This window comes from Bradyrhizobium sp. UNPA324, from assembly GCF_006658635.1.
GTDB classification, from domain to species: Bacteria; Pseudomonadota; Alphaproteobacteria; order Rhizobiales; family Xanthobacteraceae; genus Bradyrhizobium; species Bradyrhizobium nanningense.
Map to the genome: position 1 here is coordinate 6299185 of NZ_LFJD01000004.1, position 22548 is coordinate 6321732.

General features: G+C 66.0%; 24 protein-coding genes. 12 read left to right on the top strand and 12 right to left on the bottom strand.

All coding sequences use genetic code 11. The features are described 5' to 3' along the window. Positions 1 to 14: 14 nt before the first annotated feature. The 3 genes from gatC to UNPA324_RS30185 all read right to left on the bottom strand — a co-directional run bounded on the left by gatC (position 15) and on the right by UNPA324_RS30185 (position 2480). Positions 15 to 302, bottom strand: a complete 288-nt coding sequence (gene gatC, locus UNPA324_RS30175) for an Asp-tRNA(Asn)/Glu-tRNA(Gln) amidotransferase subunit GatC (RefSeq protein ID WP_028143922.1) — start codon at positions 300 to 302, stop codon at positions 15 to 17. Positions 303 to 378: 76 nt separating this feature from the next. Next, positions 379 to 1455, bottom strand: coding sequence for an NAD(P)H-dependent flavin oxidoreductase (locus tag UNPA324_RS30180; protein ID WP_128920593.1), 1077 nt, complete (start codon positions 1453 to 1455; stop codon positions 379 to 381). Positions 1456 to 1472: 17 nt separating this feature from the next. Further along, the gene (locus UNPA324_RS30185) at positions 1473 to 2480 is read right to left on the bottom strand and encodes an NAD(P)H-dependent flavin oxidoreductase (RefSeq protein ID WP_128920592.1); all 1008 of its coding nucleotides are present in this window, start codon (positions 2478 to 2480) and stop codon (positions 1473 to 1475) included. Between the two features lie 95 nt (positions 2481 to 2575). On the opposite strand from UNPA324_RS30185, the gene UNPA324_RS30190 reads away from it, so the two are divergent. After that, complete coding sequence (locus tag UNPA324_RS30190; protein ID WP_141937551.1) at positions 2576 to 3466, top strand: LysR family transcriptional regulator; 891 nt, start codon at positions 2576 to 2578, stop codon at positions 3464 to 3466. Here the strand turns inward: UNPA324_RS30190 and UNPA324_RS30195 are convergent. Continuing rightward, positions 3453 to 3668 carry a hypothetical protein gene (locus UNPA324_RS30195; protein WP_128920590.1) on the bottom strand — a complete coding sequence of 72 codons (216 nt, stop codon included), beginning with the start codon at positions 3666 to 3668 and terminating at the stop codon, positions 3453 to 3455. The two genes, UNPA324_RS30190 and UNPA324_RS30195, sit on opposite strands and share 14 nt — an antisense overlap. Positions 3669 to 3714: 46 nt before the next feature. On the opposite strand from UNPA324_RS30195, the gene ruvX reads away from it, so the two are divergent. After that, positions 3715 to 4206 carry a Holliday junction resolvase RuvX gene (gene ruvX, locus UNPA324_RS30200; RefSeq protein WP_141937554.1) on the top strand — a complete coding sequence of 164 codons (492 nt, stop codon included), beginning with the start codon at positions 3715 to 3717 and terminating at the stop codon, positions 4204 to 4206. A gap of 3 nt (positions 4207 to 4209) precedes the next feature. Further along, positions 4210 to 5133 carry an AEC family transporter gene (locus tag UNPA324_RS30205; protein WP_128920588.1) on the top strand — a complete coding sequence of 308 codons (924 nt, stop codon included), beginning with the start codon at positions 4210 to 4212 and terminating at the stop codon, positions 5131 to 5133. Here UNPA324_RS30205 and UNPA324_RS30210 read toward each other — a convergent pair. From UNPA324_RS30210 to UNPA324_RS30220, 3 genes are read right to left on the bottom strand one after another with little or no spacing between them, the layout of a single operon-like run. After that, positions 5130 to 5894 carry a CPBP family intramembrane glutamic endopeptidase gene (locus tag UNPA324_RS30210; protein WP_141937557.1) on the bottom strand — a complete coding sequence of 255 codons (765 nt, stop codon included), beginning with the start codon at positions 5892 to 5894 and terminating at the stop codon, positions 5130 to 5132. The two genes, UNPA324_RS30205 and UNPA324_RS30210, sit on opposite strands and share 4 nt — an antisense overlap. A gap of 23 nt (positions 5895 to 5917) precedes the next feature. Beyond that, positions 5918 to 7561 (bottom strand): isovaleryl-CoA dehydrogenase, encoded by a 1644-nt coding sequence (locus tag UNPA324_RS30215; RefSeq protein WP_141937560.1) that lies wholly within the window; start codon positions 7559 to 7561, stop codon positions 5918 to 5920. Positions 7562 to 7581: 20 nt separating this feature from the next. Then, positions 7582 to 8331 (bottom strand): M15 family metallopeptidase, encoded by a 750-nt coding sequence (locus tag UNPA324_RS30220; RefSeq protein ID WP_246667245.1) that lies wholly within the window; start codon positions 8329 to 8331, stop codon positions 7582 to 7584. A gap of 211 nt (positions 8332 to 8542) precedes the next feature. Here UNPA324_RS30220 and UNPA324_RS30225 point away from each other — a divergent pair, with 211 nt between their 5' ends. From UNPA324_RS30225 to UNPA324_RS30240, 4 genes are all read left to right on the top strand, one after another. After that, positions 8543 to 9490, top strand: a complete 948-nt coding sequence (locus UNPA324_RS30225; protein WP_028135931.1) for an aspartate carbamoyltransferase catalytic subunit — start codon at positions 8543 to 8545, stop codon at positions 9488 to 9490. A 5-nt stretch (positions 9491 to 9495) separates the two neighbouring features. After that, positions 9496 to 10797: a dihydroorotase gene (locus UNPA324_RS30230; RefSeq protein WP_141939105.1), complete on the top strand. Its 1302-nt coding sequence runs from the start codon at positions 9496 to 9498 to the stop codon at positions 10795 to 10797. A 62-nt stretch (positions 10798 to 10859) separates the two neighbouring features. Beyond that, complete coding sequence (gene plsY, locus UNPA324_RS30235; RefSeq protein ID WP_141937564.1) at positions 10860 to 11456, top strand: glycerol-3-phosphate 1-O-acyltransferase PlsY; 597 nt, start codon at positions 10860 to 10862, stop codon at positions 11454 to 11456. A 171-nt stretch (positions 11457 to 11627) separates the two neighbouring features. Next, positions 11628 to 12827: a patatin-like phospholipase family protein gene (locus UNPA324_RS30240; protein WP_181769568.1), complete on the top strand. Its 1200-nt coding sequence runs from the start codon at positions 11628 to 11630 to the stop codon at positions 12825 to 12827. On the opposite strand, the gene UNPA324_RS30245 is transcribed toward UNPA324_RS30240, so the two are convergent. Then, complete coding sequence (locus UNPA324_RS30245) at positions 12819 to 14063, bottom strand: amidase (protein WP_141937571.1); 1245 nt, start codon at positions 14061 to 14063, stop codon at positions 12819 to 12821. The genes UNPA324_RS30240 and UNPA324_RS30245 overlap by 9 nt on opposite strands. Before the next feature lie 91 nt (positions 14064 to 14154). Between UNPA324_RS30245 and dprA the strand changes: the two genes are divergently transcribed. Next, positions 14155 to 15297, top strand: a complete 1143-nt coding sequence (dprA, locus tag UNPA324_RS30250; RefSeq protein ID WP_141937573.1) for a DNA-processing protein DprA — start codon at positions 14155 to 14157, stop codon at positions 15295 to 15297. Between the two features lie 198 nt (positions 15298 to 15495). On the opposite strand, the gene UNPA324_RS30255 is transcribed toward dprA, so the two are convergent. After that, positions 15496 to 15930 carry a winged helix-turn-helix transcriptional regulator gene (locus UNPA324_RS30255; RefSeq protein WP_141937575.1) on the bottom strand — a complete coding sequence of 145 codons (435 nt, stop codon included), beginning with the start codon at positions 15928 to 15930 and terminating at the stop codon, positions 15496 to 15498. Positions 15931 to 16013: 83 nt separating this feature from the next. Between UNPA324_RS30255 and UNPA324_RS30260 the strand changes: the two genes are divergently transcribed. Further along, on the top strand, positions 16014 to 16619 hold the full coding sequence (locus UNPA324_RS30260; RefSeq protein ID WP_128920580.1) for an FMN-dependent NADH-azoreductase: 606 nt from the start codon (positions 16014 to 16016) through the stop codon (positions 16617 to 16619). Between the two features lie 67 nt (positions 16620 to 16686). Here UNPA324_RS30260 and UNPA324_RS30265 read toward each other — a convergent pair whose 3' ends face one another. After that, the gene (locus UNPA324_RS30265; RefSeq protein ID WP_128920579.1) at positions 16687 to 16869 is read right to left on the bottom strand and encodes a hypothetical protein; all 183 of its coding nucleotides are present in this window, start codon (positions 16867 to 16869) and stop codon (positions 16687 to 16689) included. Positions 16870 to 17045: 176 nt separating this feature from the next. After that, complete coding sequence (locus UNPA324_RS30270; RefSeq protein WP_181769569.1) at positions 17046 to 17819, bottom strand: SDR family oxidoreductase; 774 nt, start codon at positions 17817 to 17819, stop codon at positions 17046 to 17048. Between the two features lie 121 nt (positions 17820 to 17940). Between UNPA324_RS30270 and UNPA324_RS30275 the strand changes: the two genes are divergently transcribed. Continuing rightward, on the top strand, positions 17941 to 18408 hold the full coding sequence (locus UNPA324_RS30275) for a winged helix-turn-helix transcriptional regulator (RefSeq protein ID WP_128920577.1): 468 nt from the start codon (positions 17941 to 17943) through the stop codon (positions 18406 to 18408). Between the two features lie 80 nt (positions 18409 to 18488). Next, positions 18489 to 19043 carry a flavodoxin family protein gene (locus tag UNPA324_RS30280; RefSeq protein ID WP_141937579.1) on the top strand — a complete coding sequence of 185 codons (555 nt, stop codon included), beginning with the start codon at positions 18489 to 18491 and terminating at the stop codon, positions 19041 to 19043. Positions 19044 to 19318: 275 nt separating this feature from the next. Here UNPA324_RS30280 and UNPA324_RS30285 read toward each other — a convergent pair whose 3' ends face one another. Beyond that, positions 19319 to 19558 (bottom strand): hypothetical protein, encoded by a 240-nt coding sequence (locus UNPA324_RS30285; RefSeq protein WP_141937581.1) that lies wholly within the window; start codon positions 19556 to 19558, stop codon positions 19319 to 19321. A gap of 226 nt (positions 19559 to 19784) precedes the next feature. Between UNPA324_RS30285 and topA the strand changes: the two genes are divergently transcribed. Continuing rightward, positions 19785 to 22529 (top strand): type I DNA topoisomerase, encoded by a 2745-nt coding sequence (gene topA, locus UNPA324_RS30290; RefSeq protein WP_141937583.1) that lies wholly within the window; start codon positions 19785 to 19787, stop codon positions 22527 to 22529. Positions 22530 to 22548: the final 19 nt, after the last annotated feature.

The following is a 22548-nucleotide window of genomic DNA, read 5'->3' on the forward strand; positions in this document are numbered from 1 at the left end:
GGACGTCCCAAGAGTTATTCGACGACCTTCGGCACCAGGAAGAAGTGACCTTCGGTCGCGGGCGCGTTGGCAACGATATCGTCGGCGATCTCGCCGTCATCGACCACGTCCTGCCGCTTCTTCATCTGCATCGGGGTGACCGAGGTCATCGGCTCCACGCCCTCGACATTGACCTCCGAGAGCTGCTCGACAAAGGCGAGCATGGCATTGAGCTCGCCCTGAAGGTGCGGAACCTCGCCCTCGGAAACCGCAATGCGCGCCAGATGCGCGATGCGGCGGACGGTAGCGGCGTCGACGGACATTATATAAGGCCTCTCACGGCAAAACCCATGTGCCGTATAGCAGAGGCCGGTTTTGCGCCGCAACCGGCGCCGGGTGCTACCCTGCCAGCGCTTTCATGCGGGCCAGCGCCGATTTGGCCAGATCCCGGGTCAATTCTGCCGCGGGGACCTCGCGGCCGAGGGCAATGGCCTGGCCGGCCCAGAGATTGGTGAAATCCACCCTGCCCTGCTTTTCGGCAGCCGCCTTGAGCGGTCCCAGCGCCGTCGCGGCATGGGGAAAGGGAGGCGCATCCGGCGAGATCGGGCCTGCCTCGCGCATCAGGCGGTTCTGGACCCCGCGCGCCGGCCGGCCGGTCATGACATTGGTGATGACGGTGGAATCATCGCCCGCCTCGGCGAGCGCCTTGCGGCCGCCCGCGCTGACCTTGGATTCCGGACAGCGTAAGTAGGCGCTGCCGATCTGGACGCCGGAGGCACCGAGCGCGAAGGCCGCGGCGATGCCGCGCCCGTCGGCAATGCCGCCGCAGGCGATCACCGGCACCTTCACGGCATCGACGACCTGCGGCACCAATGCAAAGGTGCCGGGCTGTTCGGCGATCTTGTCGGTCAGGAACATGCCGCGATGACCGCCCGCCTCCGCGCCTTGCGCGATCACGGCATCGACGCCGCGCTGTTCGAGCCACACCGCCTCCTTCACCGTCGTCGCCGACGAGATCACGAGGCAGCCGGCGGCCTTCACCCGCTTGAGCAGCGCCTGCTCCGGCAGCCCGAAATGGAAGCTGACGACCTCCGGCTTCAGCTCCTCGACGACCTCGCAGAAGGCGACATCGAATGGTGCGCGGTTCGCCGCATTGATCGGCGCTGCGGGATCGAGGCCATGCTCGGTATAATAGCCCGTGAGCCGCTGCTTCCAGCGCGCTTCGGCCTCGCGCGTCAGCTCGACCGGCGTGTGGCAGAAGAAGTTCATGTTGACCGGCGCCTTGACGCGTTGGCGGATCAGGCCGACCTGCTCGCGCGCCTTCTCCGGCGAGATCATCGCACTCGGCAGCGAGCCGAGTGCGCCGCCCTGCGCCGCCGCAATCACCAGCTCCGCATCCATCACACCGGCCATCGGTGCCAGCACGATCGGAAATTCGGTCTTGAAGAGGTCGATCAGTCGACGGTCAGGCCACATGGTTGTTCTCTCTGTTTTTACCCTCCCCTGGAGGGGGAGGGTGAAGAATTTCGCGCCGTTGTCACCGAATTGCGTCTTCCTTCCAGCAACTGCTCCGCCTCCGTCGCAATCCGCTCGACGATCTGCGCGGCGGACGGAATGTCATGGATCAGCCCGGCCGCCTCGCCGGCGAAAACCGCGGCGACCTCGAAATTGCCCGCGGCCTTCGCCGCAGCATATTCCTTGGCGACCTCGCCCGCGCGCTGCATCAGTTCGATCTCACGGCCGCTCCACCGACTGATGTGATCGTTGACCAGCGTTCGTGCCGTGAACGGAGCCGGCCAGAACAGGCTTCGCGACCAGTCAGCGACAACGCCGCGCACCGTGTCGTTGCTGCTCGCCATGCGAATGCGCTGCTTCGCTTCGTCCGCCCCGTTGGCCTCAACGCTCGCATAGAAGCGCGTGCCGATCAGCACGCCGGATGCGCCCAGCATCATCATCGCGGCGAGGCCCCTTCCGTCGGCGATCCCGCCGGCCGCGACGACCGGCACACGTCCGGCCGCAAGATCCACGATCGCAGGCACGATGTCGACCGTGGTGCGCGATGCGCCATGGCCGCCGGCTTCGGTGCCCTGCGCGATCAGGATCTCCGCGCCGGCATCGAGCGCCTGCTTGGCCATGTCCTCGCTCTGCACCTGGCAGATCAGTCGCGCACCGCTCGCCCCAATGCGCGGTGCGAACGGCGCGGGGTCGCCGAATGACAGCATGATGGCCTCGGGGCCAGCGTCGAGCGCGATGTCGAGCAGTTCGGGCTGTTTTGCCAGGCTCCAGGTGATGAAGCCGATGCCGAACGGCGCAAAGCCCTTCAGCTCTGCGGCTTCCGTCTGAAGCCGGACAGGGTCACCGTATCCACCACCCAGGATGCCGAATCCGCCGGCCTCGCTGACAGCGCGGGTCAGGCGGCTGCCGGCGATCGTATCCATGGGAGCCGACAAGATCGGATGCCTGATCCCGAGGAGCTCCGTCAGCGGCGTGGCAATCGGCATGGGTCCTCCCACTCTGGACAGGAAGATTAGGCGCAAATAACATTCTTCAAAATTGAATTCTACAGAACGCTGCCATCTCAAAAGAGAAATGGACCATGGAACTCAGCGATCTCCAGACCTTTGCCACTGTGGCCCGCACCGGCGGCATCACCCGCGCTGCGGAGGAGCTCAATACCGTGCAATCCAACGTCACCCAGCGCGTGAAGGCGCTGGAGGCGGAGATCGGCACCCCGCTGTTCGAACGCCATAGCCGCGGCATGACGCTGACCGGCGCCGGCAAGCGCCTTTTGCCTTACGCGCAGCGGATGGCAGCACTCTCGCGCGAGGCCGTGCTTGCTGCGCGCGATGATGGCGAGCCGAAGGGACCACTTGCGATCGGCTCGATGGAAACGACCGCGGCGGTGCGGCTGCCGCCCCTGCTCGCCGATTTCCACCGCCGCTTTCCCGCCGTGCGGCTCTCCTTACGTACCGCAACCACGGCCGACCTCGTCGCCGCCGTGCTCGAAGGCGCGCTCGACGGCGCCTTCGTCGCGGGTCCGATCGCGCATGCCGACCTCACCGCCACGAGCGCGTTCCGCGAGGAGCTCGTGCTGGTCAGCGCGCGGCGCTGGACCTCACTTGGCGAGCTGCGCGCCGGCACGCCGGAATCCGGCCCGACCGCGCTGGTGTTCCGCACCGGCTGCACCTACCGTCAACGGCTCGAGCAGATCTTCGTCGACTTCGGCTGGCCTTCGGCCGCGCGCTTCGAGCTCGGCACGCTCGACGGCATGATCGGCTGCGTCGCCGCCGACATGGGCGTGACGCTGCTGCCGCGTGCGGTCGTCGAACGCAGCGCCATGAATGGCACCGTCTCGATCCACGCCTTGAGCCCGTCGCATGCGCGCGTCGAGACACTCTTCATCCAGCGCCGCGCCGGACATCAATATAGCGCGCTCAGCGGCTTTGCTGCTTGTCTGAAGACCGACGAGGACGTCATCGCGGCCTGAGCTGCCACCGCCGCAGCGCCACGACAGCCCAGATCGCCTCGACCAGGCCGAACGGCCAGGCGCCCTGGAGAAAACCGTAGGCCGAGCCGAGCACGCAGGACGCGGCGAACAGCAGCACGAACCAATTGCTGCGATCTTCCAGAGCGTAAGTGACCAGCATCGCCGTGACGGCGAACAGGCCGAATAATGTCAGCGCATCCATTGTTATGGGTTCACTCCGCGGCGCGACGCGTGATATGCGCTACGCCATGCCGGCTCTTATCCTGCCTCTCGTCGGTGCTGCAACCCACTGGCCCGCGCGCGGCGCGCTGGTCGGGCTCGACCTCGGCACCAAGACCATCGGCGTTGCCGTGTCCGACCCGGACCGCCGGCTTGCGACCGGCGTCGAGACGATCCAGCGCAAGGCGTTCAAGCAGGACGCCGCCCGGCTGCTCGCGATTGCGGCCGAGCGCAAGGCGACCGGATTCGTGCTCGGCCTGCCCATCAACATGGACGGCAGCGAGGGCCCGCGCGCGCAATCCACCCGCGCTTTCGCCCGCAATCTCGCCGGTCTGACCGCCCTCCCCATCGGCCTGTGGGACGAGCGCCTCTCGACCGCGGCGGTCGAGCGCGAGCTGATCGGCATGGACGTCAGCCGCGCCAAGCGCGCCGAGGTGATCGACGAGCACGCCGCGATCTTCATCCTGCAAGGCGCGCTCGACCGCCTCGCCAATCTCCGCGCCGCCTCGGGGACTGACTGATCCATGGCGGTCGTGATCGCGGCGCTGCTGCCGGTCTTCATCCTCATTGTGCTCGGCGTCGTGCTGAAGCGCAGCCTGATGCGGCTCGACACGCAATGGCACGGGCTGGAGCGGCTGACCTATTTCGTGCTGTTCCCGATGCTGCTGATCCAGACACTGGTGAAGGCCGACCTCTCCAACGTGCCGGTCGCCGGCGTCGGCGGCGCGCTGCTGCTGTCGGCGCTGGCGATGTCGCTGGTTTGCCTCGCGCTCCGCCCTGCCCTGGCGCGGCTTGGCATCGACGGCCCCGGCTTCACCTCGATCTTCCAGGGTGCGACGCGCTGGCAGACCTATGTGGCGCTGTCGGTGTCCGCCAACCTTTATGGCGATGTCGGGTTGGCGCTGGCGTCGGTGGCGATGGTCGCGATCATTCCGCTGGTCAACGTGTTCAGCGTCGCGGTGCTCGCACATTATGCCGCGCCCGAGAAGCAGTCTGCGCGCGCCATCGTCATGACATTGATCCGCAATCCCCTGATCTGGGCCTGCGTCATCGGCCTCGCCGTCAACCTCGTCCATATGCCATTACCGAAACTGTGGCACGAGGTGGCCGATGCACTCGGCCGCTCCTCACTCGCGATCGGCCTGCTCGTCACCGGCGCGGGCCTGCAACTCAAGGGGCTGCTCCGCCCCAGCCTGGGCGCGACGCTCGGCGTGGCATTCAAGCTGGTGCTGATGCCAATGCTTGCGCTGGCGCTTGCCGTGCGGTTTGGCCTGTCCGGCAACAATCTTGCGATCGTCGCGATCTGCGCGGCGGTCCCAACCTCCCCCAGCGCCTATGTCCTCGCCCGCCAGATGAACGGCGACGCGCCGCTGCTGGCGCAGATCATCACGCTGCAGACGATTCTGGCCGCGATCACGATGCCGATCGCGATCGCGCTGGTCGCCTAGCTCCCCAGCCACATCGTCAGCACCACGGCGGTCAGATTGTTCAGCGCATGGAGCACGATCGTGACCCAGAGTGAATTGGCGCGATAGCGCATGTAGCCGAACCACAGGCCGATGGTGAAGACTTCGGCGAGGAAGTACATGTCGTATTGCAGGTGCACGATTGTCCAGACCAGCGACGACAACAGGATCGCGCCCGGCACCCGCAGGAAGCTCGCCGACCAGCCGCGATAGAGGAAGCCGCGCGCCAAAACCTCTTCCGACATCGGCGCGGCCACGCTGAAGGCGAACAGAAGCAGCAGCGCCGCGGCCTTGTCGCGACCGGATTTCAACAGATCGGTCATGAAGCCCGGCGTCGCCTCGCGGCCGAGCGCGCGCGACATCGTCTCCCAGACCAGCACCAGCAGGATGAGGCCGACCGCACCGAACAGGAGCTGCTTCCAGGACGGCCAGTGCAACGCGAGATAGTCGATGAAGGAAGCCTTCTTGATGGCTATGGCGAGCCACACCGCCAGAAGCGTCGCCGGCAGGCCCATGATGACGGAGAGCGCGAGCGCCTGAGGCTCATGGCCGACGAGCTGGATCGAGGCGAGGTCCATGGGCAGACCACGCTGCGCCGCCAGCAGGACGACGGCGCCGATCTGCCCGACGAACATCGCGACGAAGATGAAGAGGCCCCACAGCGCCGTGCCCCAGAACTTCCAGACGCGCAGCCTCGCCGGCATCATGGTCAGCGGCGGATGGTCGGGATTGAGGGAGTCCATCAAGAGGCTTTCGTTTGGGAAACTCACGGCAGCGCGCGATCCAGCAGTGCGCGCACATCGCCGCTGTCCAGCTCCACGGCGCCGTACATGCTGGCATGATTGGCCGCAAGACGCGTATTTGCGAACAATTCGGCATTGCGCGGCGAGACGCCGTTCAGCGCCGCGGCGGCAGCCAGCAGCGCCAGCTTCTCCACGGCAAGCCGCGCGACGCGCTCGCCGTCGGCACGCCGAAAAGTCTTGCCGATGAACGCGACCGCCTCTCCTGCGCCAGGCAAGCCCTTCGTCTCGGCCGCGAGCGATTGCAGCACGGCCATCGCGGCCTCCGGCTCGCGCGAGAGCGCGCGGAGCACGTCGAGGCACATCACGTTGCCGGAGCCTTCCCAGATCGCGTTGACCGGCGACTCCCGATAGTGCCGCGCCAGAATGCCGTCCTCGACATAGCCGTTGCCGCCGAGGCACTCCATGGCTTCATAGAGGAACGGCGGCGCACTCTTGCAGGTCCAGTATTTGATCGCAGGCGTCAGCAGCCGCATATAGGCAGCCTCCGCCGCGTCGTGCGGCGTGCGGTCGAAGGCGCGGCAGAGCCGCATCACCAGCGCCGCGCTGGCCTCCACATGCAGCGCCATGTCCGACAGCACGGCCTGCATCAGGGGCTGATCGGCCAGATGCTTCTGGAACACGCTGCGGTGACGGGCGTGATGCAGCGCGTGCGCCAGCCCCGAGCGCATCAGGCCAACCGAGGCAATTGCGCAATCCTGCCGCGTCAGCTGCACCATCTGGATGATGGTGCGGATGCCCTTGCCCTCCTCACCGACCGCTTGCGCATAGGCGCCGACGAATTCGACCTCGGACGAGGCATTGGAGCGATTGCCGAGTTTGTCCTTCAGCCGCTGGAACTGGATCGCGTTGACCGATCCATCCGGCGCGAAGCGCGGCATGAAGAAGCAGGTCAGACCCTGCTCGGCCTGCGCCAGCACGAGGAACGCATCGCACATCGGCGCCGACATGAACCATTTATGGCCGGTGATGCGATAGGCCTCGCCGTCGCGCACCGCGCGCGTCATGTTGGAGCGCACGTCGGTGCCGCCCTGCTTCTCGGTCATGCCCATGCCGAGCGTCATGCCGCGCTTCTCCCACCACGGCGCAAAGCTGGGATCGTAGCTCTTGGTCGACAGCACCGGCATCACGCGCGCCAGCAGGTCCGGCTGCATCGCCAGCGCACCGACGGAGGCGCGCGTCATCGTGATCGGACAGAGGTGACCGGTCTCGACTTGCGCCGCCATGTAGAACTTTGCCGCACGAATGACCTCGGCAGCATCGCCCGCCGGTTTGCCGTCCGCCGTCCACGTCGAATTGTGCACGCCGCCATGCGCACTGTGCGCCATCAGCTCGTGATACGCGGGGTGAAACTCGACCTGGTCGCGGCGATTGCCCTTAGCATCGAAGCTGCGCAGCTTCGGCGTGTTCTCGTTCGCGAGGCGCCCGCGATCGGCCATCGCGGCCGAGCCCCATTGCTTGCCGAACGCCGACAGCTCGCGTTCCGCCGCGGCGCCGCCATTGGCCTTCACCGCCTCGACCAGCGGCCGGTCCACCGCGAACAGGTCGATATCCTCGAACGGCGGCGATTGGTTGAAGACCTCGTGGGTCGCAAAGCTCGGCTGGGTCATCAGGTTTCCTCGGCGCGGAATCAGTTCCGTCGCGGCTGGATCGGGAAATCATAGGCCGCCCCACCGCCCCCAGGCAGGGAAAAATGCCACCACTCCTTTGAATAGTTCACAAAGCCTTGCCTGGCCATTGCCGCCAGCAGCCGCTTGCGCCAGGCGCGCTGCTCCGGCGTGATCGACGGTGCCGCAGTATGGCCCTTCGTGTCGGTACAGTCGTAGCCGGTCCCCATATCGACGCTGCCTTCGGGTGCACGCGCTTCGACCGGCGCCGTGCAATCGGCATAGGTTCTTGACCGGTCGTATTTGGCGGAATTGTCAGCCTTCAGATCGACCAGCGTGAGATCGAGTGCCGCGCCGGTGGAATGCTGCGAGCGACTGGCGATGTAGCCGAGGCGGAACAGTTCGGTCTTGGGGATTTTGGGATTGTAGCGCCGCTCGGCCGCGGTCTCGTGACCGTTCTGCGACCACTTGACCATGTCGAGCGAGGCCCGCGCCGGCCGGTAGCAGTCGAACATCTTGAGCGAGAGATTTTGCGCGGCGAGCTCCTGCTGCACCGCCTTGAGCCGCAGCCCGACCTCGCGCTTCACCACGCATTCACCGGCATTGTAGCCGGCCAGCGGCCGGCCGACGAAATTGTTCGAGGTGGCGTAGCGGATGTCCTGGATGATGCTGGGGTCGATGTCGCGCAGGTAAACGAAATCGCCGGGGAGCGATTGGGCGTGGGCTGCTGAGATTGTTGCTGCAACCAAGAGCACAGTCAGAATTTTCTTCACGAATGCCCCACATCGTCATGGCCGGGTTTATCCCGGCCATCCACGTTCGTTTGCATCAAATGCGATAGAAGAACGTGGATGCCCGGGACAAGCCCGGGCATGACGGAGGGGATGGCGTGGCGCCGCCCGCGCAGACAGATCGGGGGATAACTCACTTCCCGCGGTTTGACCCTTGCCCACCCCGCCGTCCCCGCCTATAGCTCTCGTTTTAATGACATCGAAATCGACCTTCGTCCTCGGCCACCGGCATTTGCTGGGCATCGAGGGCCTTTCCGCGGCCGACATCACCGGCCTGCTCGACCTGTCCGAAGAATATGTCGAGCTCAACCGCCAGGTTGACAAGAAGCGCACCGTCCTGCGGGGACGGACGCAGGTGAACCTCTTCTTCGAGGCCTCCACCCGGACCCAATCCTCGTTCGAGCTCGCGGGAAAGCGGCTCGGCGCGGACGTCATGAACATGTCGGTCTCCTCCTCGTCGATGAAGAAGGGCGAGACCCTGATCGACACCGCGATGACGCTGAACGCGATGCATCCGGACATCCTGGTGATGCGCCATCACGCCTCCGGCGCGGTGGAACTGCTGGCGCGCAAGGTTGACGGTTCCGTGATCAATGCCGGCGACGGCGCGCATGAGCACCCGACCCAGGCCTTGCTCGACGCGCTCACCATCCGCCGCAACAAGGGCCGGATCGAAGGGCTGGTGGTCGCGATCTGCGGCGACGTGCTGCATTCGCGTGTCGCCCGCTCCAACATCATCCTGCTTAACACGATGGGCGCCCGCGTCCGCGTGGTCGGCCCCACCACGCTGCTGCCGCCCGGCATCGAGCGGATGGGCGTCGAGGTCGCGCGCGACATGCGCGAGGGATTGAACGGCGCTGATATCGTCATGATGCTGCGGCTGCAGCGCGAGCGCATGAACGGCTCCTTCGTGCCGTCGTCGTCCGAATATTTCCACTATTTCGGGCTCGACCAGAAGAAGCTCGCCTACGCCAAGCCGGACGCGCTCGTCATGCATCCCGGCCCCATGAACCGCGGCGTCGAGATCGACTCGATCGTGGCCGACGGCGCACAATCCCTGATCCGCGAACAGGTGGAGATGGGGGTGGCCGTGCGCATGGCGGTGCTGGAAGCGCTCGCCCGTAACCTGCCGAACGCGTGATGCCGATGTTGACCGATCGCCGCCCCATCCTGCTCGCCAACGCCCGCGTCGTCGATCCCTCCAGGGATTACGACGGTGTCGGCGACGTCCTGATCGCCGACGGCACCATCCGCGAGACCCGCCGCGGCATTGGCGCAGCCGGCGTCCCCGAGGGCACCGACATCGTCAACTGTTCCGGCAAGATCGTCGCGCCCGGCCTGGTCGACATGCGCGCCTTCGTCGGCGAGCCCGGCCTCAGCCATCGCGAGACCTTTGCCACCGCGAGCCAGGCGGCCGCGACCGGCGGCATCACCACCATCATCTGCCAGCCCGACACCTTGCCGGTGATCGACAATTCGGCGACCGTCGATTTCGTGATGCGCCGCGCCCGCGACACCGCGATCGTCAACATCCAGCCGATGGCGGCGCTCACCAAGGGCATGCACGGCGAGGAGATGACCGAGTTCGGCCTGCTCAAGGCCGCTGGCGCCATCGCCTTCAGCGACGGCGCCAGAAGCGTGACCAATGCGCAGGTGATGCGCCGTGCGCTGACCTATGCGCGCGATTTCGACGCGCTGATCGTGCACTTCACCGAGGACCCCAATCTCGTCGGCGAAGGCGTGATGAACGAAGGCGAGTTCGCTTCGCGCCTCGGCCTGATGGGCATCCCGAGTGCAGCCGAGGCCGTCATGCTCGAACGCGACATGCGCCTCGTCGCGCTGACCGGCGGCCGCTATCACGCGGCCTCGCTGAGCTGCATCGATTCCCTCGACATCCTCCAGCGCGCCCGCGATGCCGGACTTTCCGTCAGCGCCTCGGTCTCGATCAACCATCTGGCGCTGAACGAGAACGACATCGGCCCCTACCGGTCGTTCCTGAAGCTGTCGCCCCCGCTGCGCAGCGAGGACGATCGCAGGGCGCTGGTGGCCGCGGTGGCCTCCGGCCTGCTCGACGTCATCATGTCCGACCACAATCCGCAGGACGTCGAGGTCAAGCGCCTGCCGTTCGCCGAAGCGGCACCCGGCGCCGTCGGGCTCGAGACCATGCTGCCGGCGGGCCTGCGCCTCGTGCACAATGGCGAGCTGGACCTGAAGACGCTGATCCGGGCGATGTCGACCCGCCCGGCCGAGTTGCTCGGCCTGCCTAGCGGAACTTTGCGCGCCGGCAGCCCGGCCGACGTCATCGTGATCGACCCCGACGTGCCCTGGGTGGTCGATCCCGCCGACCTCAAATCCCCCTGCAAGAACACCCCGTTCGACGAGGCGCGCTTTACAGGCCGCGTGGTGCGCACCATTGTCGGCGGCCGCACGGTGTACGAGCATGTCTGACGTGCGCAATCGTGCGACATTGAGATCCAGTCTTTGGAGATCCAGCCTTTGGAGAGGCCGCCATGGGGCTTGAAGCATTTTTGCCGGTAGCCTTCGTCATCGGCTACCTACTCGGCTCGATTCCATTCGGCCTGGTCCTGACCAAGCTCGCCGGCACGCAGGATATCCGCTCGATCGGCTCCGGCAGCATCGGCGCCACCAATGTGCTGCGCACCGGACGCAAGAGTCTTGCCGCGGCCACCCTGCTGTTCGACGCGCTCAAGGGCACCGTGGCCGTATTGATCGCCGGCTACATCGCAGGTCCCGATGCCGCGATGGTCGCTGGGCTCGGCGCCTTCCTCGGCCATCTCTTCCCGGTCTGGCTCAAGTTTCGGGGCGGCAAAGGCGTCGCCGTCTATATCGGCGTCCTGCTCGGCCTGTTCTGGCCTGGCATGGTGGTGTTCTGCCTGCTCTGGCTGGCGACCGCCTTCACCACCCGCTACTCATCGCTGTCGGCGCTGGTAGCCGCGTTCATCACACCGATCTTCCTGTGGTGGTTCGGGCATCTCGCGCTCGCAGCATTGTTTGCCGTGCTGACATTGCTCCTGTTCTACGCGCATCGCGAGAACATCAAGCGATTGCAAGCGGGCAAGGAAAGCCGGATCGGCGAGAAAGCGTAGTGGCGTCAAGGCAAGCTTCTAAGGCCAGGGCATCTACGGATACCGAAGCTACCCTTCTGCATTATATGCCAAATCCTGTTCGCAACTCGTCGCTGCTCGCGGCCGGCAGTAGCGAACAAGTTCCACGCCTGTCATCCTGACAGTCGAGATGGCGTTACGCGGTTGCTCAGAATGAGCGAGATGAAGGACAGCACGCATGGCGAAGCCGGCTCGCAGGCCACTGCGGCAAGCCGCCTGCTGTCGACGACCAGCATCTGGTCCGATGCGCCCGCGCCGCCTCCTGCGCCAAAGTCCACAGCCGTTTCGCCGCCAGCGCCCGCACCTGCCGCCGTCGCAGCAGCTCCTGTCGCGGTCGAGGTCCGACCTGCGGCGCCCTCATCTGCGTCAGCGCAGCCTCGCTCCACGCCATGGCCGCCGCGACAATTGTCGCTGGCGCTGCAGGGCGGCGGCACCTTTGCCGCCTTCACATGGGGCGTGCTGGAACGGCTCTTGGAAGAGCCGATCGAGATCGACACCATCAGCGGCGCCAGTGCCGGCGCCGTCAATGCGCTTCTGCTCGCCTCCGGCCTCGCGGAGGGCGGCCGCGAAGCCGCACGCAGCCGGCTGAGCCGGTTCTGGCTCCGCCTGATGCACGAGGGCTCGTTCCGCTCGCTGATGCTGGTCGGCGGATTCTCGCCGGCGGGTAGCTCGGTCGCATTCGGTCCGACGCTGCGCTCCGGCCAGTTCGATCCGTTCGATCTCGATCCGCTGCGGCAGGCGCTGCTGCGCGACATCGATTTTTCCGCGTTGCGCGGCGCGCAGTGCCCGAAGCTGCTGATCGCGGCGACGCGGATCCGCGACGGGCAGCAGCAGATCTTCCGCAACGACGCGGTCACCGCCGACGTCGCGCTGGCCTCGACCTGCCCACCCCTGGTTCACTGCGCCGTCGAGATCGACGGCGAGGCCTATTGGGACGGCGGCTTCGGCGGCAACCCGCCGCTGCTGCGGCTGGTGCAGGAGACGACAACCCCCGATGTCCTGCTCGTGCAGGTCACGCCGGCGCGCGACGGCTATGTGCCGATCACGCTCGCCGCGATCGACCGCCGTCTCGACCAGATCGCGGCTAACGCCGCGCTCAATGCCGAGATCGCTGCGATCGCATGGGCGCAGCTGCACGCAGCATCTTCGCTGCGGCTCACCAGGATCGCGGCCGAAGATTCCGTTGACGGCTTGGCGCAGCGCTCATCGACCGATCTCGGCCGCGGCTTCATCCGGCTGCTGCACCGGAGCGGTCGCGCCGCCGCCGAGCGCTGGCTTGGGCAAGACGCAAAGGCCGGCGCGCCTTCCGCGTCCGCACAGGTTCTCGCGGCTTCCGAACCGGCGCTAACCTGACTTCGCCAGCGCCTGCTCCAGGAACCACGCCGTTGCGAGCGCGCGCGCATCGTTGCCGAAGCGTGCGATCACCTGCACGCCGATCGGCAGGCCACCCACCTTCAGCACCGGCACGTTGACGCAAGGATTGCCCATCAAGGTCCAGAGCCGGTTGTAGCGGGGATCGCCGGTCGTCGCGAGCTCCTTGGCCGGCGCGGTGCCCGGCGCCGAATAGGTCAAGAGCACGTCGACGCCCTCGAACAATTCGCCGAGCTCGCGGCGGCCGCGCCGGCTGATCCGGCGCGCTTCGTCATATTCTTTCGGCGTCAGGTGGGCCGTCGCATCGAGGCTTGCCCGCAGCATCGGCGCGATCTCGTCGTGACGCTCCGAAAACTCCCAGGCCAGCGCGCGATGCGCCTCGAAATCCTGGACGATGGGGTGGATGCGCCAGGCCTCCTGCACCGCCTCGGGCAAATCGATGGCCTGCACGCTGGCACCGGCGCGCTCCGCCGCCTTGATCGCGGCCTGCAGGCCTTCCTCGGCCGCCGGCTCCACGCTGCCTGCGAACTCCTGCCTGACCACGCCGATGCGCGGCGCCTTCGCCGGAGCGATACCGGAGAATTCCGTGCGGCCCGTCATCGCCAAAAGTCCGCGCGCAAGATCCTCCGCGCGCGCGCCAAACAGTCCGACCGTGTCCAGCGCCCACGAATAGCACTTCACTCCGACCGTCGGCAGCATCCGGAACGACGGCTTGATCGCGGCTGTCCCGCAATAGGCCGCGGGCCGGATCACCGAGCCGCCGGTCTGCGTGCCCAGCGCCAGCGGGATCATGCCGGCGCCGACCGCTGCTGCCGACCCTGCGGACGAGCCGCCCGGCGAATGACCGAGATTGTGCGGATTGAGCGTCGGTGTCGGATCGCGCGAGGCGAACGCCGTGGTCGTGGTCTTGCCGATGATGGTGGCCCCCGCCCGCTTCAGCATCATCACCACAGGCGCATCGGCGCGCGGCTGCCAGCCGCGATAGATCTCCGAGCCCATCTCGGTCGGCATGTTGGCGGTGTCGATGATGTCCTTGATGCCGACCGCGATGCCGCGCAGCGGGCCGGCGCCTTGTGCCTTCGCGGCCTTATCGTGACGGACGAAGGCGCGGACGTCCTTCTCCTTTGCCTCGATTGCCGCATGCGACTGGGCGATGGCGGCATCGGGCGACAACTCGCCGGCTTCGATGCGGCGCTGGAGGTCGGCGAGTGAGATCATGGCAAAACCCTTCTTATTGGCACCGCTTTTAGCATTGCGATGAGGCCGCGCAAGCGCACGTCGCTGTTGCGCAACGCCCTCAGGTTGTTCCATGCTGCGCCTACAAGGAGACGCCGTGGACGCCATCAATCCGAGCGTGGAGCTGACCGAGGCTGAACGGATCGACCGCCTGCGGCTGATCCGTTCCGACAATGTGGGCCCGCGCACCTTCCGCTCGCTGGTCGATCATTTCGGCACCGCGCGCGCCGCGCTGGAGCGGCTGCCTGATCTCGCGCGCCGCGGCGGTGCACAGCGATCGGGCCGCATCTATAGCGCCGATGAAGCCAAGGCCGAGCTCGCCGCGAGCCGCAAGTTCGGCATCGCCTGGCTTGCACCCGGCGAGGACGGCTATCCGGCGCGGCTGGCGATGATCGACGATGCGCCGCCGCTGCTCGCCGTGCGCGGCGATACCAAGACCCTGATGCGGTCGATGATCGCGATCGTCGGCTCGCGCAATGCCTCCGGCGCCGGGCTGAAGTTCGCAGGCCTGCTCGCGCGCGAGCTCGGCGAAGCCGGCTTCGTCGTCATCTCCGGGCTCGCGCGCGGCGTCGATCAGGCCGCGCATCGCGCCAGCGTCGAGAGCGGCACGATCGCCGTGCTCGCCGGCGGCCATGACTGCATCTATCCGCCCGAGCATGGCGATCTGCTCACGGCGATCCTCGATCACGAAGGCGCTGCGATCTCCGAGATGCCGCTCGGCCATGAGCCGCGCGCCCGCGACTTCCCTCGCCGCAACCGGCTGATCTCGGGCGCTTCGCTCGGCGTCGTCGTGGTGGAGGCGGCGCACCGCTCGGGCTCGCTGATCACCGCGCGCATGGCGGCCGAACAGGGCCGCGAGGTGTTCGCCGTCCCCGGCTCGCCGCTCGATCCGCGCGCCGCCGGCGCCAACGATCTGATCAAGCAGGGCGCGACCCTGGTCACCGAAGCTGCCGACATCATCAACGCGGTGCAGCCGATCATGGAGCGGCCGCTGATGAGTCCTGCGAGCGAGCCCGACAGCGAGCCGTTCGAGAGCGATCCGCAACGGCACGACCGCGACCAGATCACCGGCCTACTCGGCCCCGCGCCCATCTCCATCGACGATCTCGTGCGGATGTCCGGCGCCTCGCCCGCGATCGTGCGCACCGTGCTGCTGGAGCTCGAGCTGGCCGGAAAGCTCGAACGCCATGGCGGCGGGCTGGTGTCGCTGCTTTAGTTTCTCTGCGGCGCATCCTTCGAGACGCCCGCCCCTGGCGGGCCCTCAGGATGAGGGCGGAGTGCGTGGCGACATGTCAAGGCACCACGATGCCCATTCAGCCTCACCCTGAGGAGACCGCGCAGCGGTCGTCTCGAAGGGCGAGGCGTGCGCTCAACTGCCGCCAAATGTCATATGCAGGAGCTGAACGTCTCCGCCTTAGCCCTCGATGCGCGCATCGAACTTCGTCCGTGCAGCCTCGATCTGCGCCATATGGTCCATCGCCCACTCCCCAAGCGCCTTCACCGGCTGCGACAGCCCGCGGCCGAGATCGGTCAGCTCATAGTCCACACGCGGCGGAATGGTCGGAAAGATCGTGCGCGTCACCAGGCCGTCACGCTCCAGCCCACGCAGTGTCAGGGTCAGCATCCGCTGTGAGATGCCGTTGATCATGCGCTTCAGCTCGTTGAAGCGCTTCGGCCCGTCGCCGAGCATCATGATCACCAACACGCTCCATTTGTCGCCGACACGGGACAGCACGGAGGCGACCCCGCGGCAGTCCGCGTGGTTCGGATCGGGCCTCCCAGTTGACCCTGGTTCCTGCCTCGGCAAGGCAGGCAAAGCGGTGTGCGCAGGTTTCAAAGATGTGTCCATGGCCCAAAAAAGTGCGTTCTTGCGGGGGTTTCGATAGTCACTCATGTAGTCCTGGTTACAAACTTATACCAGGGTGACCCCAAATGAAACTTCTCCATCTCGACTCCAGCGTCCTCGGCCCCCACTCCGTCTCCCGGCAGGTCTCCGCCGCCATCGTCAATCGGCTGCGCCAGGCAACGCCCTCGCTCGAAGTGACCTATCGCGACCTGACCCAGACCCCGCTTGCCCACCTCTCCGGCTCGCATCTCGCCGCCGCGCAAGGCGCGCCCGTGCCGGCGGAACTCGGACCCGACCTTGCCGCTAGCGCGGCCGCGCTCGACGAGTTTCTTTCTGCCGACATCGTCGTGATCGGCGCCCCCATGTACAATTTTACGATTCCCAGCCAGCTCAAGGCGTGGATCGACCGCATCGCCGTGAGGGGCAAGACGTTCAGCTACGGCCCTAACGGACCGCAGGGCCTCGCCGGCGGCAAACGTGTGATCATCGCGATCTCGCGCGGTGGCTATTACGGCGCGGGCTCACCCGCCGCGGCGCTGGAGCACCTGGAAACGTACTTGCGCAGCGTGTTCGGGTTCATTGGGATCAATCCCGAATTCATCACCGCCGACGGCATCCAGGTCGGGCCGGAGCATCGCGAGAAGGCGTTGGCCGACGCACTCCACGCCGCCGCAAGCCTGCGCGCCGCCTGAGGTCGCACCAAATTCAGCCGCCGCCGGATTGCGCGGCGGCTGAGGCGTGCGAGCGCATGCTGCAGAGCTAGAACCAGACGCCCTGCATGCCCAGGATCACGGCGACGAGCGAGACGAACAGGCCGATGCCGGCAAACAATGCGACGGCGACGAGTTCCGACTTGTCCGAGCGTTTGGCCGGGATGGCCGATTCTTCAGTGAAAATACGCGGTGCTGAAATCGACGAAAAAATGCGGGCTGCTTTCGGCATAACGGACTCCCTTGAAAATGAGTCTTCTGACCCCTGCCCGTAAAAATGTCTTCGCAGCCCGCGCCAAGGTTCAACGCTTCACGCAAAGGTTTGGCCAACACGTCTCGAAAGACGCAGGATTCGGCCGGCGCAACCGCGGGCGCGGCACCGGCCGATTCAGATTGTGGCCGATTTGCTCAGCCGCGATAGATCGGCGCGCCGCTCGGGGAAGCCACCGCGCCGCCGTCGACGAAGATCTCCTGGCCCTGCACGTGCGAGGAATCATCGGAGGCGAGGAATAGCACCGTCTTCGCAACGTGGTCAGTCTCACCGAGGCGGCCGAGCGGCGTCATCATTCCGATCCGCTTCTCGAACGCCTTCTCGGCTTCCGGCGTCGCGGTCGCGGGCCCCCAGATCGGCGTCCGGATCGCACCCGGCGCCACGACATTGACGCGGATGCCGCGCGGAGAGAGCTCCGAGGCCATGATCCGCGCCATTGCGCGCACCCCGGCCTTCGCGGCGCCGTAAGCCGAGTAACCGGGAATGCCGAGCACCGAGATCACCGAGCCGTTGAGGATGACCGAGGCGTTGTCGTTGAGATAAGGCAGCGCCGACTGCACCGTGAAGAACACGCCGGTCAGGTTGGTGCTGATGACCTTCTCGAAGACGTCAAGCGTAGCCGAACCCAGTGGCGTGCCGCCCGCGATGCCGGCATTGGCGAACACGATGTCGAACTTGCCGAACTTTTCGGCGCCGTGCTTGATCGCAGCTTCGGTCGCGGCGATGTCGGTGGCATCGGCAGGCAGTGCGAGCGCATTCGGCCCGAGCTCCTTGGCGGCCGCCGCCAGCGTTTCCTTGTTGCGACCGGTGATCACCGCCTTGGCGCCTTCGGCCACGAACAGTTTTGCGGTCGCAAGGCCGATGCCGCTGTTGCCGCCGGTGATCAGGGCCGTCTTGTTCGTCAGTCTCACGCTCGCCTCCAGTGGTTGCATCATAAAACTAGATTGCCATCTAAGGCAGATGGTTTTATAATGCAACCACACAAGCGCGTGATCGGCGATCGGATCGTGCGAACGCGACAGGACCGGAACGATGGTGAAACGAACGAGCTTCGAGGGCGATTCCTGCCCGATCGCGCGCTCATTGGAGGCGATCGGCGATTGGTGGTCGCTGCTGATCATCCGCGAGGCGCTGTTTGGCCTCCGCCGCTTCGGCGAATTCCAGAACAAGCTCGGCATGGCCAAGAACATTTTGTCGGTGCGGCTGCGTTCACTCGTGGACCACGGCATCCTGACAACCGCCCCTGCTTCCGACGGCAGCGCCTACCAGGAATATGTGCTGACGCCGAAAGGCCGCGGCACCTTCCCGATCCTGGTGGCGCTACGGCAATGGAGCGAGGAGTTCGACGACCATCCCGAGGAGATCGCGACGGTGCTGGTCGATCGCGAGAAAGGCCGCCCAGTGAAGAAGCTCGAAATGCGTGCAGAAGATGGACGGCTGCTCAGCCCTGCCGAGACCATGCTGAAGCCGCGGCCGGCGCCGCGCCGGCGCTCGGCGTGATCGTCGCAATGCCGCACGGAGGACTTGTGGAAAATATGGACGCCGTCAAAAATGGCTAAGTCCCCGAAAATGGCTCCGCCATGGCCCTGCTCGCCATCGTCTATTTCTCCATCTCAGGCACCACTGAAAAGCTGGCGCATGCGGTGGCGCGCGGAGCGGATAGCATAGTGGACGTCGCGTGTTGTCGCATCACTGGCAACGACATCATGTCGGGCCGCTTCCAGAACGAGAGCGTATTGGAAACGGTCGACCGCGCCAGTGCGGTCGCGTTCGGCAGCCCGACCTACATGGGCGGAGCGGCGGCGCAATTCAAAGCCTTCGGGGACGCTTCAAGTGAGCGGTGGAGCCGGCAGCGCTGGGCCAACAAGATCGCAGCCGGATTCACCACCGGCGCCTGCGCAAGCGGCGATCAGCTTCACACGCTGACCTACTTTACGATCCTGGCTGCTCAGCACGGCATGCTCTGGTGCGGACTCGACATTCCAGGAGGCGAGGATGTGAGGGGCCGTAATCGGCTGGGCAGCCAGCTCGGCCTGGCAACCCACTTGGTGGACGGCGCGTTGCCGCAGAGCGACATCGACACAGCCGAATATCTCGGCCAGCGCTTGGCCAAATTGACAATGCGCAACGGCTAACCACCGTCATTGCGAGGGAGCCCTTGCGACGAAGCAATCCAGACTGCCGCCGCGGAAAAGCTCTGGATTGCATCGCTGCGCTCGCAATGACGGGGATAGAGCAGCGCTCTCAACTCTCTCACCGTCACCCTGAGCGGCCGCTTCTTCAGCGGCCCTCGAAGGGCGACGGCCCGGCTGCATCAGCGAGGACCGTGCATCCTTCGAGGCTCCTGGCGCGATGCCTTGCATCGCGCCACGCGCCTCAGGATGACGGGGTTAGATAGCGACAACGCCCCTCACGACAGCTTGCGCTTGCTCCGCAGCCTCAAATGCTCGTCGGCCTCCAGCTTGGTCATGCCCAACAGATAATGCAGCACGTCGAGCTTGTGACGCTCGGCGAGCTTGCGCAATGCGCCGACCTGCTCGGCGATGAAGGCGACGGCTTCGTCTACGCCGCCCTCCCCCGGTTCCTCGTGACGCGAGCCTCCCGGCGCGCCTGATCCGGCGCGCGCCCGTTTCTTCCCCGGCTTAGTCACCAGACCCCACCCGAATCCATGCCCACGGAAACATTACGCCGACATCGGCCGCAACTCCAAGGTGGTATTTTGCAACTTTCTCGATATGAAACTTTTCCCATTCCTTGGGCTTTCAGAACCCCTCGATTTGACAGCGGAGGCCTCACCACCCATGTTCGGGGCGAAACGGCCGACCCGAGTCCTTTCGTTCTCGGCCTCCAATTTTCCCGTAAGTTACTGGAACTACATGAATATCGTCATTGTGGAGTCGCCGGCGAAAGCCAAGACGATCAACAAATATTTGGGCTCGTCCTATGAGGTTCTGGCCTCATTCGGCCATGTCCGCGACCTGCCCGCGAAGAACGGCTCCGTCGATCCCGACGCCGATTTCAAGATGATCTGGGAGGTCGACCCCAAGGCGGCCGGCCGGCTCAACGACATCGCCAGGTCCCTGAAGGGCGCCGACCGCCTGATTCTCGCCACCGACCCTGATCGCGAGGGTGAGGCCATCTCCTGGCACGTGCTGGAGGTCCTGAAGGAAAAGCGCGCCCTGAAGGATCAGAAGATCGAGCGGGTGGTGTTCAACGCCATCACCAAGCAGGCTGTCTCGGACGCGATGAAGCATCCGCGCCAGATCGACGGCGCGCTGGTCGACGCCTATATGGCGCGCCGTGCCCTCGACTACCTCGTCGGCTTCACCCTTTCCCCCGTGCTGTGGCGCAAGCTGCCGGGCGCCCGCTCTGCCGGCCGCGTGCAATCGGTGGCGCTGCGCCTCGTCTGCGACCGCGAGCTCGAGATCGAGAAGTTCGTCGCGCGTGAATATTGGTCGCTGATCGCGACCCTGCTCACCCCGCGCGGCGATGCCTTCGAGGCCCGCCTCGTCGGCGCCGACGGCAAGAAGATCCAGCGCCTCGACATCGGCACCGGCGCGGAAGCCGAAGACTTCAAGAAGGCGCTGGAAGCCGCCAGCTACGCCGTCACCGCGGTCGACGCAAAACCGGCCCGGCGCAATCCGCAGGCGCCCTTCACCACCTCGACGTTGCAGCAGGAAGCCAGCCGCAAATACGGCTTTGCGCCGGCGCACACCATGCGCATCGCCCAGCGCCTCTATGAAGGCATCGACATCGGCGGCGAGACCACCGGCCTCATTACTTATATGCGTACCGACGGCGTGCAGATTGCACCCGAGGCGATCACCCAGGCCCGCAAGGTGATCGGCGAGGATTACGGCAACGCCTATGTCCCGGACGCCCCCCGCCAGTACCAGGCCAAGGCCAAGAACGCCCAGGAAGCCCACGAGGCGATCCGCCCGACCGACATGTCCCGCCGCCCCGCGAGCATGAGCCGCAGGCTCGATGCCGATCAGGCGAAACTCTATGAGCTGATCTGGAAGCGCACCATCGCGAGCCAGATGGAATCGGCCGAGCTCGAGCGCACCACCGTCGACATCACGGCGAAGGCAGGCTCCCGCACGCTGGAGCTGCGCGCCACCGGTCAGGTCGTCAAGTTCGACGGCTTCCTCGCGCTCTATCAGGAAGGCCGCGACGACGAGGAGGACGAGGATTCGCGCCGCCTGCCCGCGATGAGCCAGGGCGAGGCGGTGAAACGGCAGAGCCTGTCCGTCACCCAGCACTTCACCGAGCCGCCGCCGCGTTTCTCCGAGGCCTCGCTGGTCAAGCGCATGGAGGAGCTCGGCATCGGCCGTCCCTCGACCTATGCCTCGATCCTGCAGGTTCTGAAGGACCGCGGCTACGTCAAGCTGGAGAAGAAGCGCCTGCACGGCGAGGACAAGGGCCGCGTCGTCGTCGCCTTCCTCGAAAGCTTCTTTGCCCGCTACGTCGAATACGATTTCACCGCCAGCCTCGAAGAGCAGCTCGACCGCATCTCCAACAACGAAATCTCCTGGCAGCAGGTGCTGAAGGATTTCTGGACCGGCTTCATCGGCGCCGTCGACGACATCAAGGATCTGCGCGTCGCGCAGGTGCTCGACGTGCTCGACGAGATGCTCGGGCCGCACATCTATCCGCCTCGCGCCGATGGCGGCGACATCAGGCAGTGCCCGAATTGCGGCACCGGCCGGCTGAATCTCAAGGCCGGCAAGTTCGGCGCCTTCGTCGGCTGCTCGAACTATCCGGAATGCCGCTACACCCGCCAGCTCGCAGCCGACAGCGAGACCAGCGCCGACCGTTCACTCGGCCAGGATCCCGAGACGGGGCGCGATGTCTGGGTGAAGGCCGGCCGGTTCGGACCCTACATCCAGCTCGGCGAGCAGAAGGATTATGAGGAGGGCGAGAAGCCGAAGCGCGCCGGCATCCCGAAGGGCACCTCGCCCAGCGATGTCGATCTCGAGCTTGCGCTGAAGCTGCTGTCGCTGCCGCGCGAGATCGGCAAGCATCCGGAGACCGGCCAGCCCATCACCGCCGGGCTCGGCCGCTTCGGACCGTTCGTGAAGCACGAGAAGACCTACGCCAGCCTGGAAGCCGGCGACGAGGTGTTCGACATCGGCCTCAACCGCGCGGTGACGCTGATCGCGGAGAAGGTCGCCAAGGGCCCGAGCCGGCGCTTCGGCGCCGATCCTGGCAAGGCGCTCGGCGATCATCCCACCCTCGGCACCGTCACCGTGAAGAGCGGCCGTTACGGCGCCTATGTCACCGCCGGCGGCGTCAACGCGACGATCCCTGCCGAGTTCGAAAAGGACACCGTCACGCTGCCGCAGGCGATCGCGCTGATCGACGAGCGCGCGGCCAAGGGCGGCGGCAAAGCCAAAGCGAAGAAGGCGGCAAAGCCCGCCAAAGCCAAGAAAACTGCAGCGAAGGCCGCGGACGGCGAGGACACCGCGCCGAAGAAGAAACCGGCCGCGAAGAAGGCGGCCAAATCGAAAACCGAATCCACCAGCAAGGCGCGCGCTGCCGTGTCGTCGACTGCAAAAACGTCGCCGACCAAGGCCGCCGCCACCAAGGCTCCGGCCAAGAAGAGTGCCGGCAAGACTTGAGATCAAGAATTAGAGGTTA

Bases quoted from the DNA above. Each gene is read 5' to 3' on its own strand.
- gatC (WP_028143922.1), bottom strand. From the start codon at position 302: ATGTCCGTCGACGCCGCTACCGTCCGCCGCATCGCGCATCTGGCGCGC.
- UNPA324_RS30180 (WP_128920593.1), bottom strand. From the start codon at position 1,455: ATGTGGCCTGACCGTCGACTGATCGACCTCTTCAAGACCGAATTTCCG.
- UNPA324_RS30185 (WP_128920592.1), bottom strand. From the start codon at position 2,480: ATGCCGATTGCCACGCCGCTGACGGAGCTCCTCGGGATCAGGCATCCG.
- UNPA324_RS30190 (WP_141937551.1), top strand. From the start codon at position 2,576: ATGGAACTCAGCGATCTCCAGACCTTTGCCACTGTGGCCCGCACCGGC.
- UNPA324_RS30195 (WP_128920590.1), bottom strand. From the start codon at position 3,668: ATGGATGCGCTGACATTATTCGGCCTGTTCGCCGTCACGGCGATGCTG.
- ruvX (WP_141937554.1), top strand. From the start codon at position 3,715: ATGCCGGCTCTTATCCTGCCTCTCGTCGGTGCTGCAACCCACTGGCCC.
- UNPA324_RS30205 (WP_128920588.1), top strand. From the start codon at position 4,210: ATGGCGGTCGTGATCGCGGCGCTGCTGCCGGTCTTCATCCTCATTGTG.
- UNPA324_RS30210 (WP_141937557.1), bottom strand. From the start codon at position 5,894: ATGGACTCCCTCAATCCCGACCATCCGCCGCTGACCATGATGCCGGCG.
- UNPA324_RS30215 (WP_141937560.1), bottom strand. From the start codon at position 7,561: ATGACCCAGCCGAGCTTTGCGACCCACGAGGTCTTCAACCAATCGCCG.
- UNPA324_RS30225 (WP_028135931.1), top strand. From the start codon at position 8,543: ATGACATCGAAATCGACCTTCGTCCTCGGCCACCGGCATTTGCTGGGC.
- UNPA324_RS30230 (WP_141939105.1), top strand. From the start codon at position 9,496: ATGTTGACCGATCGCCGCCCCATCCTGCTCGCCAACGCCCGCGTCGTC.
- plsY (WP_141937564.1), top strand. From the start codon at position 10,860: ATGGGGCTTGAAGCATTTTTGCCGGTAGCCTTCGTCATCGGCTACCTA.
- UNPA324_RS30240 (WP_181769568.1), top strand. From the start codon at position 11,628: ATGAGCGAGATGAAGGACAGCACGCATGGCGAAGCCGGCTCGCAGGCC.
- UNPA324_RS30245 (WP_141937571.1), bottom strand. From the start codon at position 14,063: ATGATCTCACTCGCCGACCTCCAGCGCCGCATCGAAGCCGGCGAGTTG.
- dprA (WP_141937573.1), top strand. From the start codon at position 14,155: ATGCTGCGCCTACAAGGAGACGCCGTGGACGCCATCAATCCGAGCGTG.
- UNPA324_RS30255 (WP_141937575.1), bottom strand. From the start codon at position 15,930: ATGGACACATCTTTGAAACCTGCGCACACCGCTTTGCCTGCCTTGCCG.
- UNPA324_RS30260 (WP_128920580.1), top strand. From the start codon at position 16,014: ATGAAACTTCTCCATCTCGACTCCAGCGTCCTCGGCCCCCACTCCGTC.
- UNPA324_RS30265 (WP_128920579.1), bottom strand. From the start codon at position 16,869: ATGCCGAAAGCAGCCCGCATTTTTTCGTCGATTTCAGCACCGCGTATT.
- UNPA324_RS30275 (WP_128920577.1), top strand. From the start codon at position 17,941: ATGGTGAAACGAACGAGCTTCGAGGGCGATTCCTGCCCGATCGCGCGC.
- UNPA324_RS30280 (WP_141937579.1), top strand. From the start codon at position 18,489: ATGGCCCTGCTCGCCATCGTCTATTTCTCCATCTCAGGCACCACTGAA.
- topA (WP_141937583.1), top strand. From the start codon at position 19,785: ATGAATATCGTCATTGTGGAGTCGCCGGCGAAAGCCAAGACGATCAAC.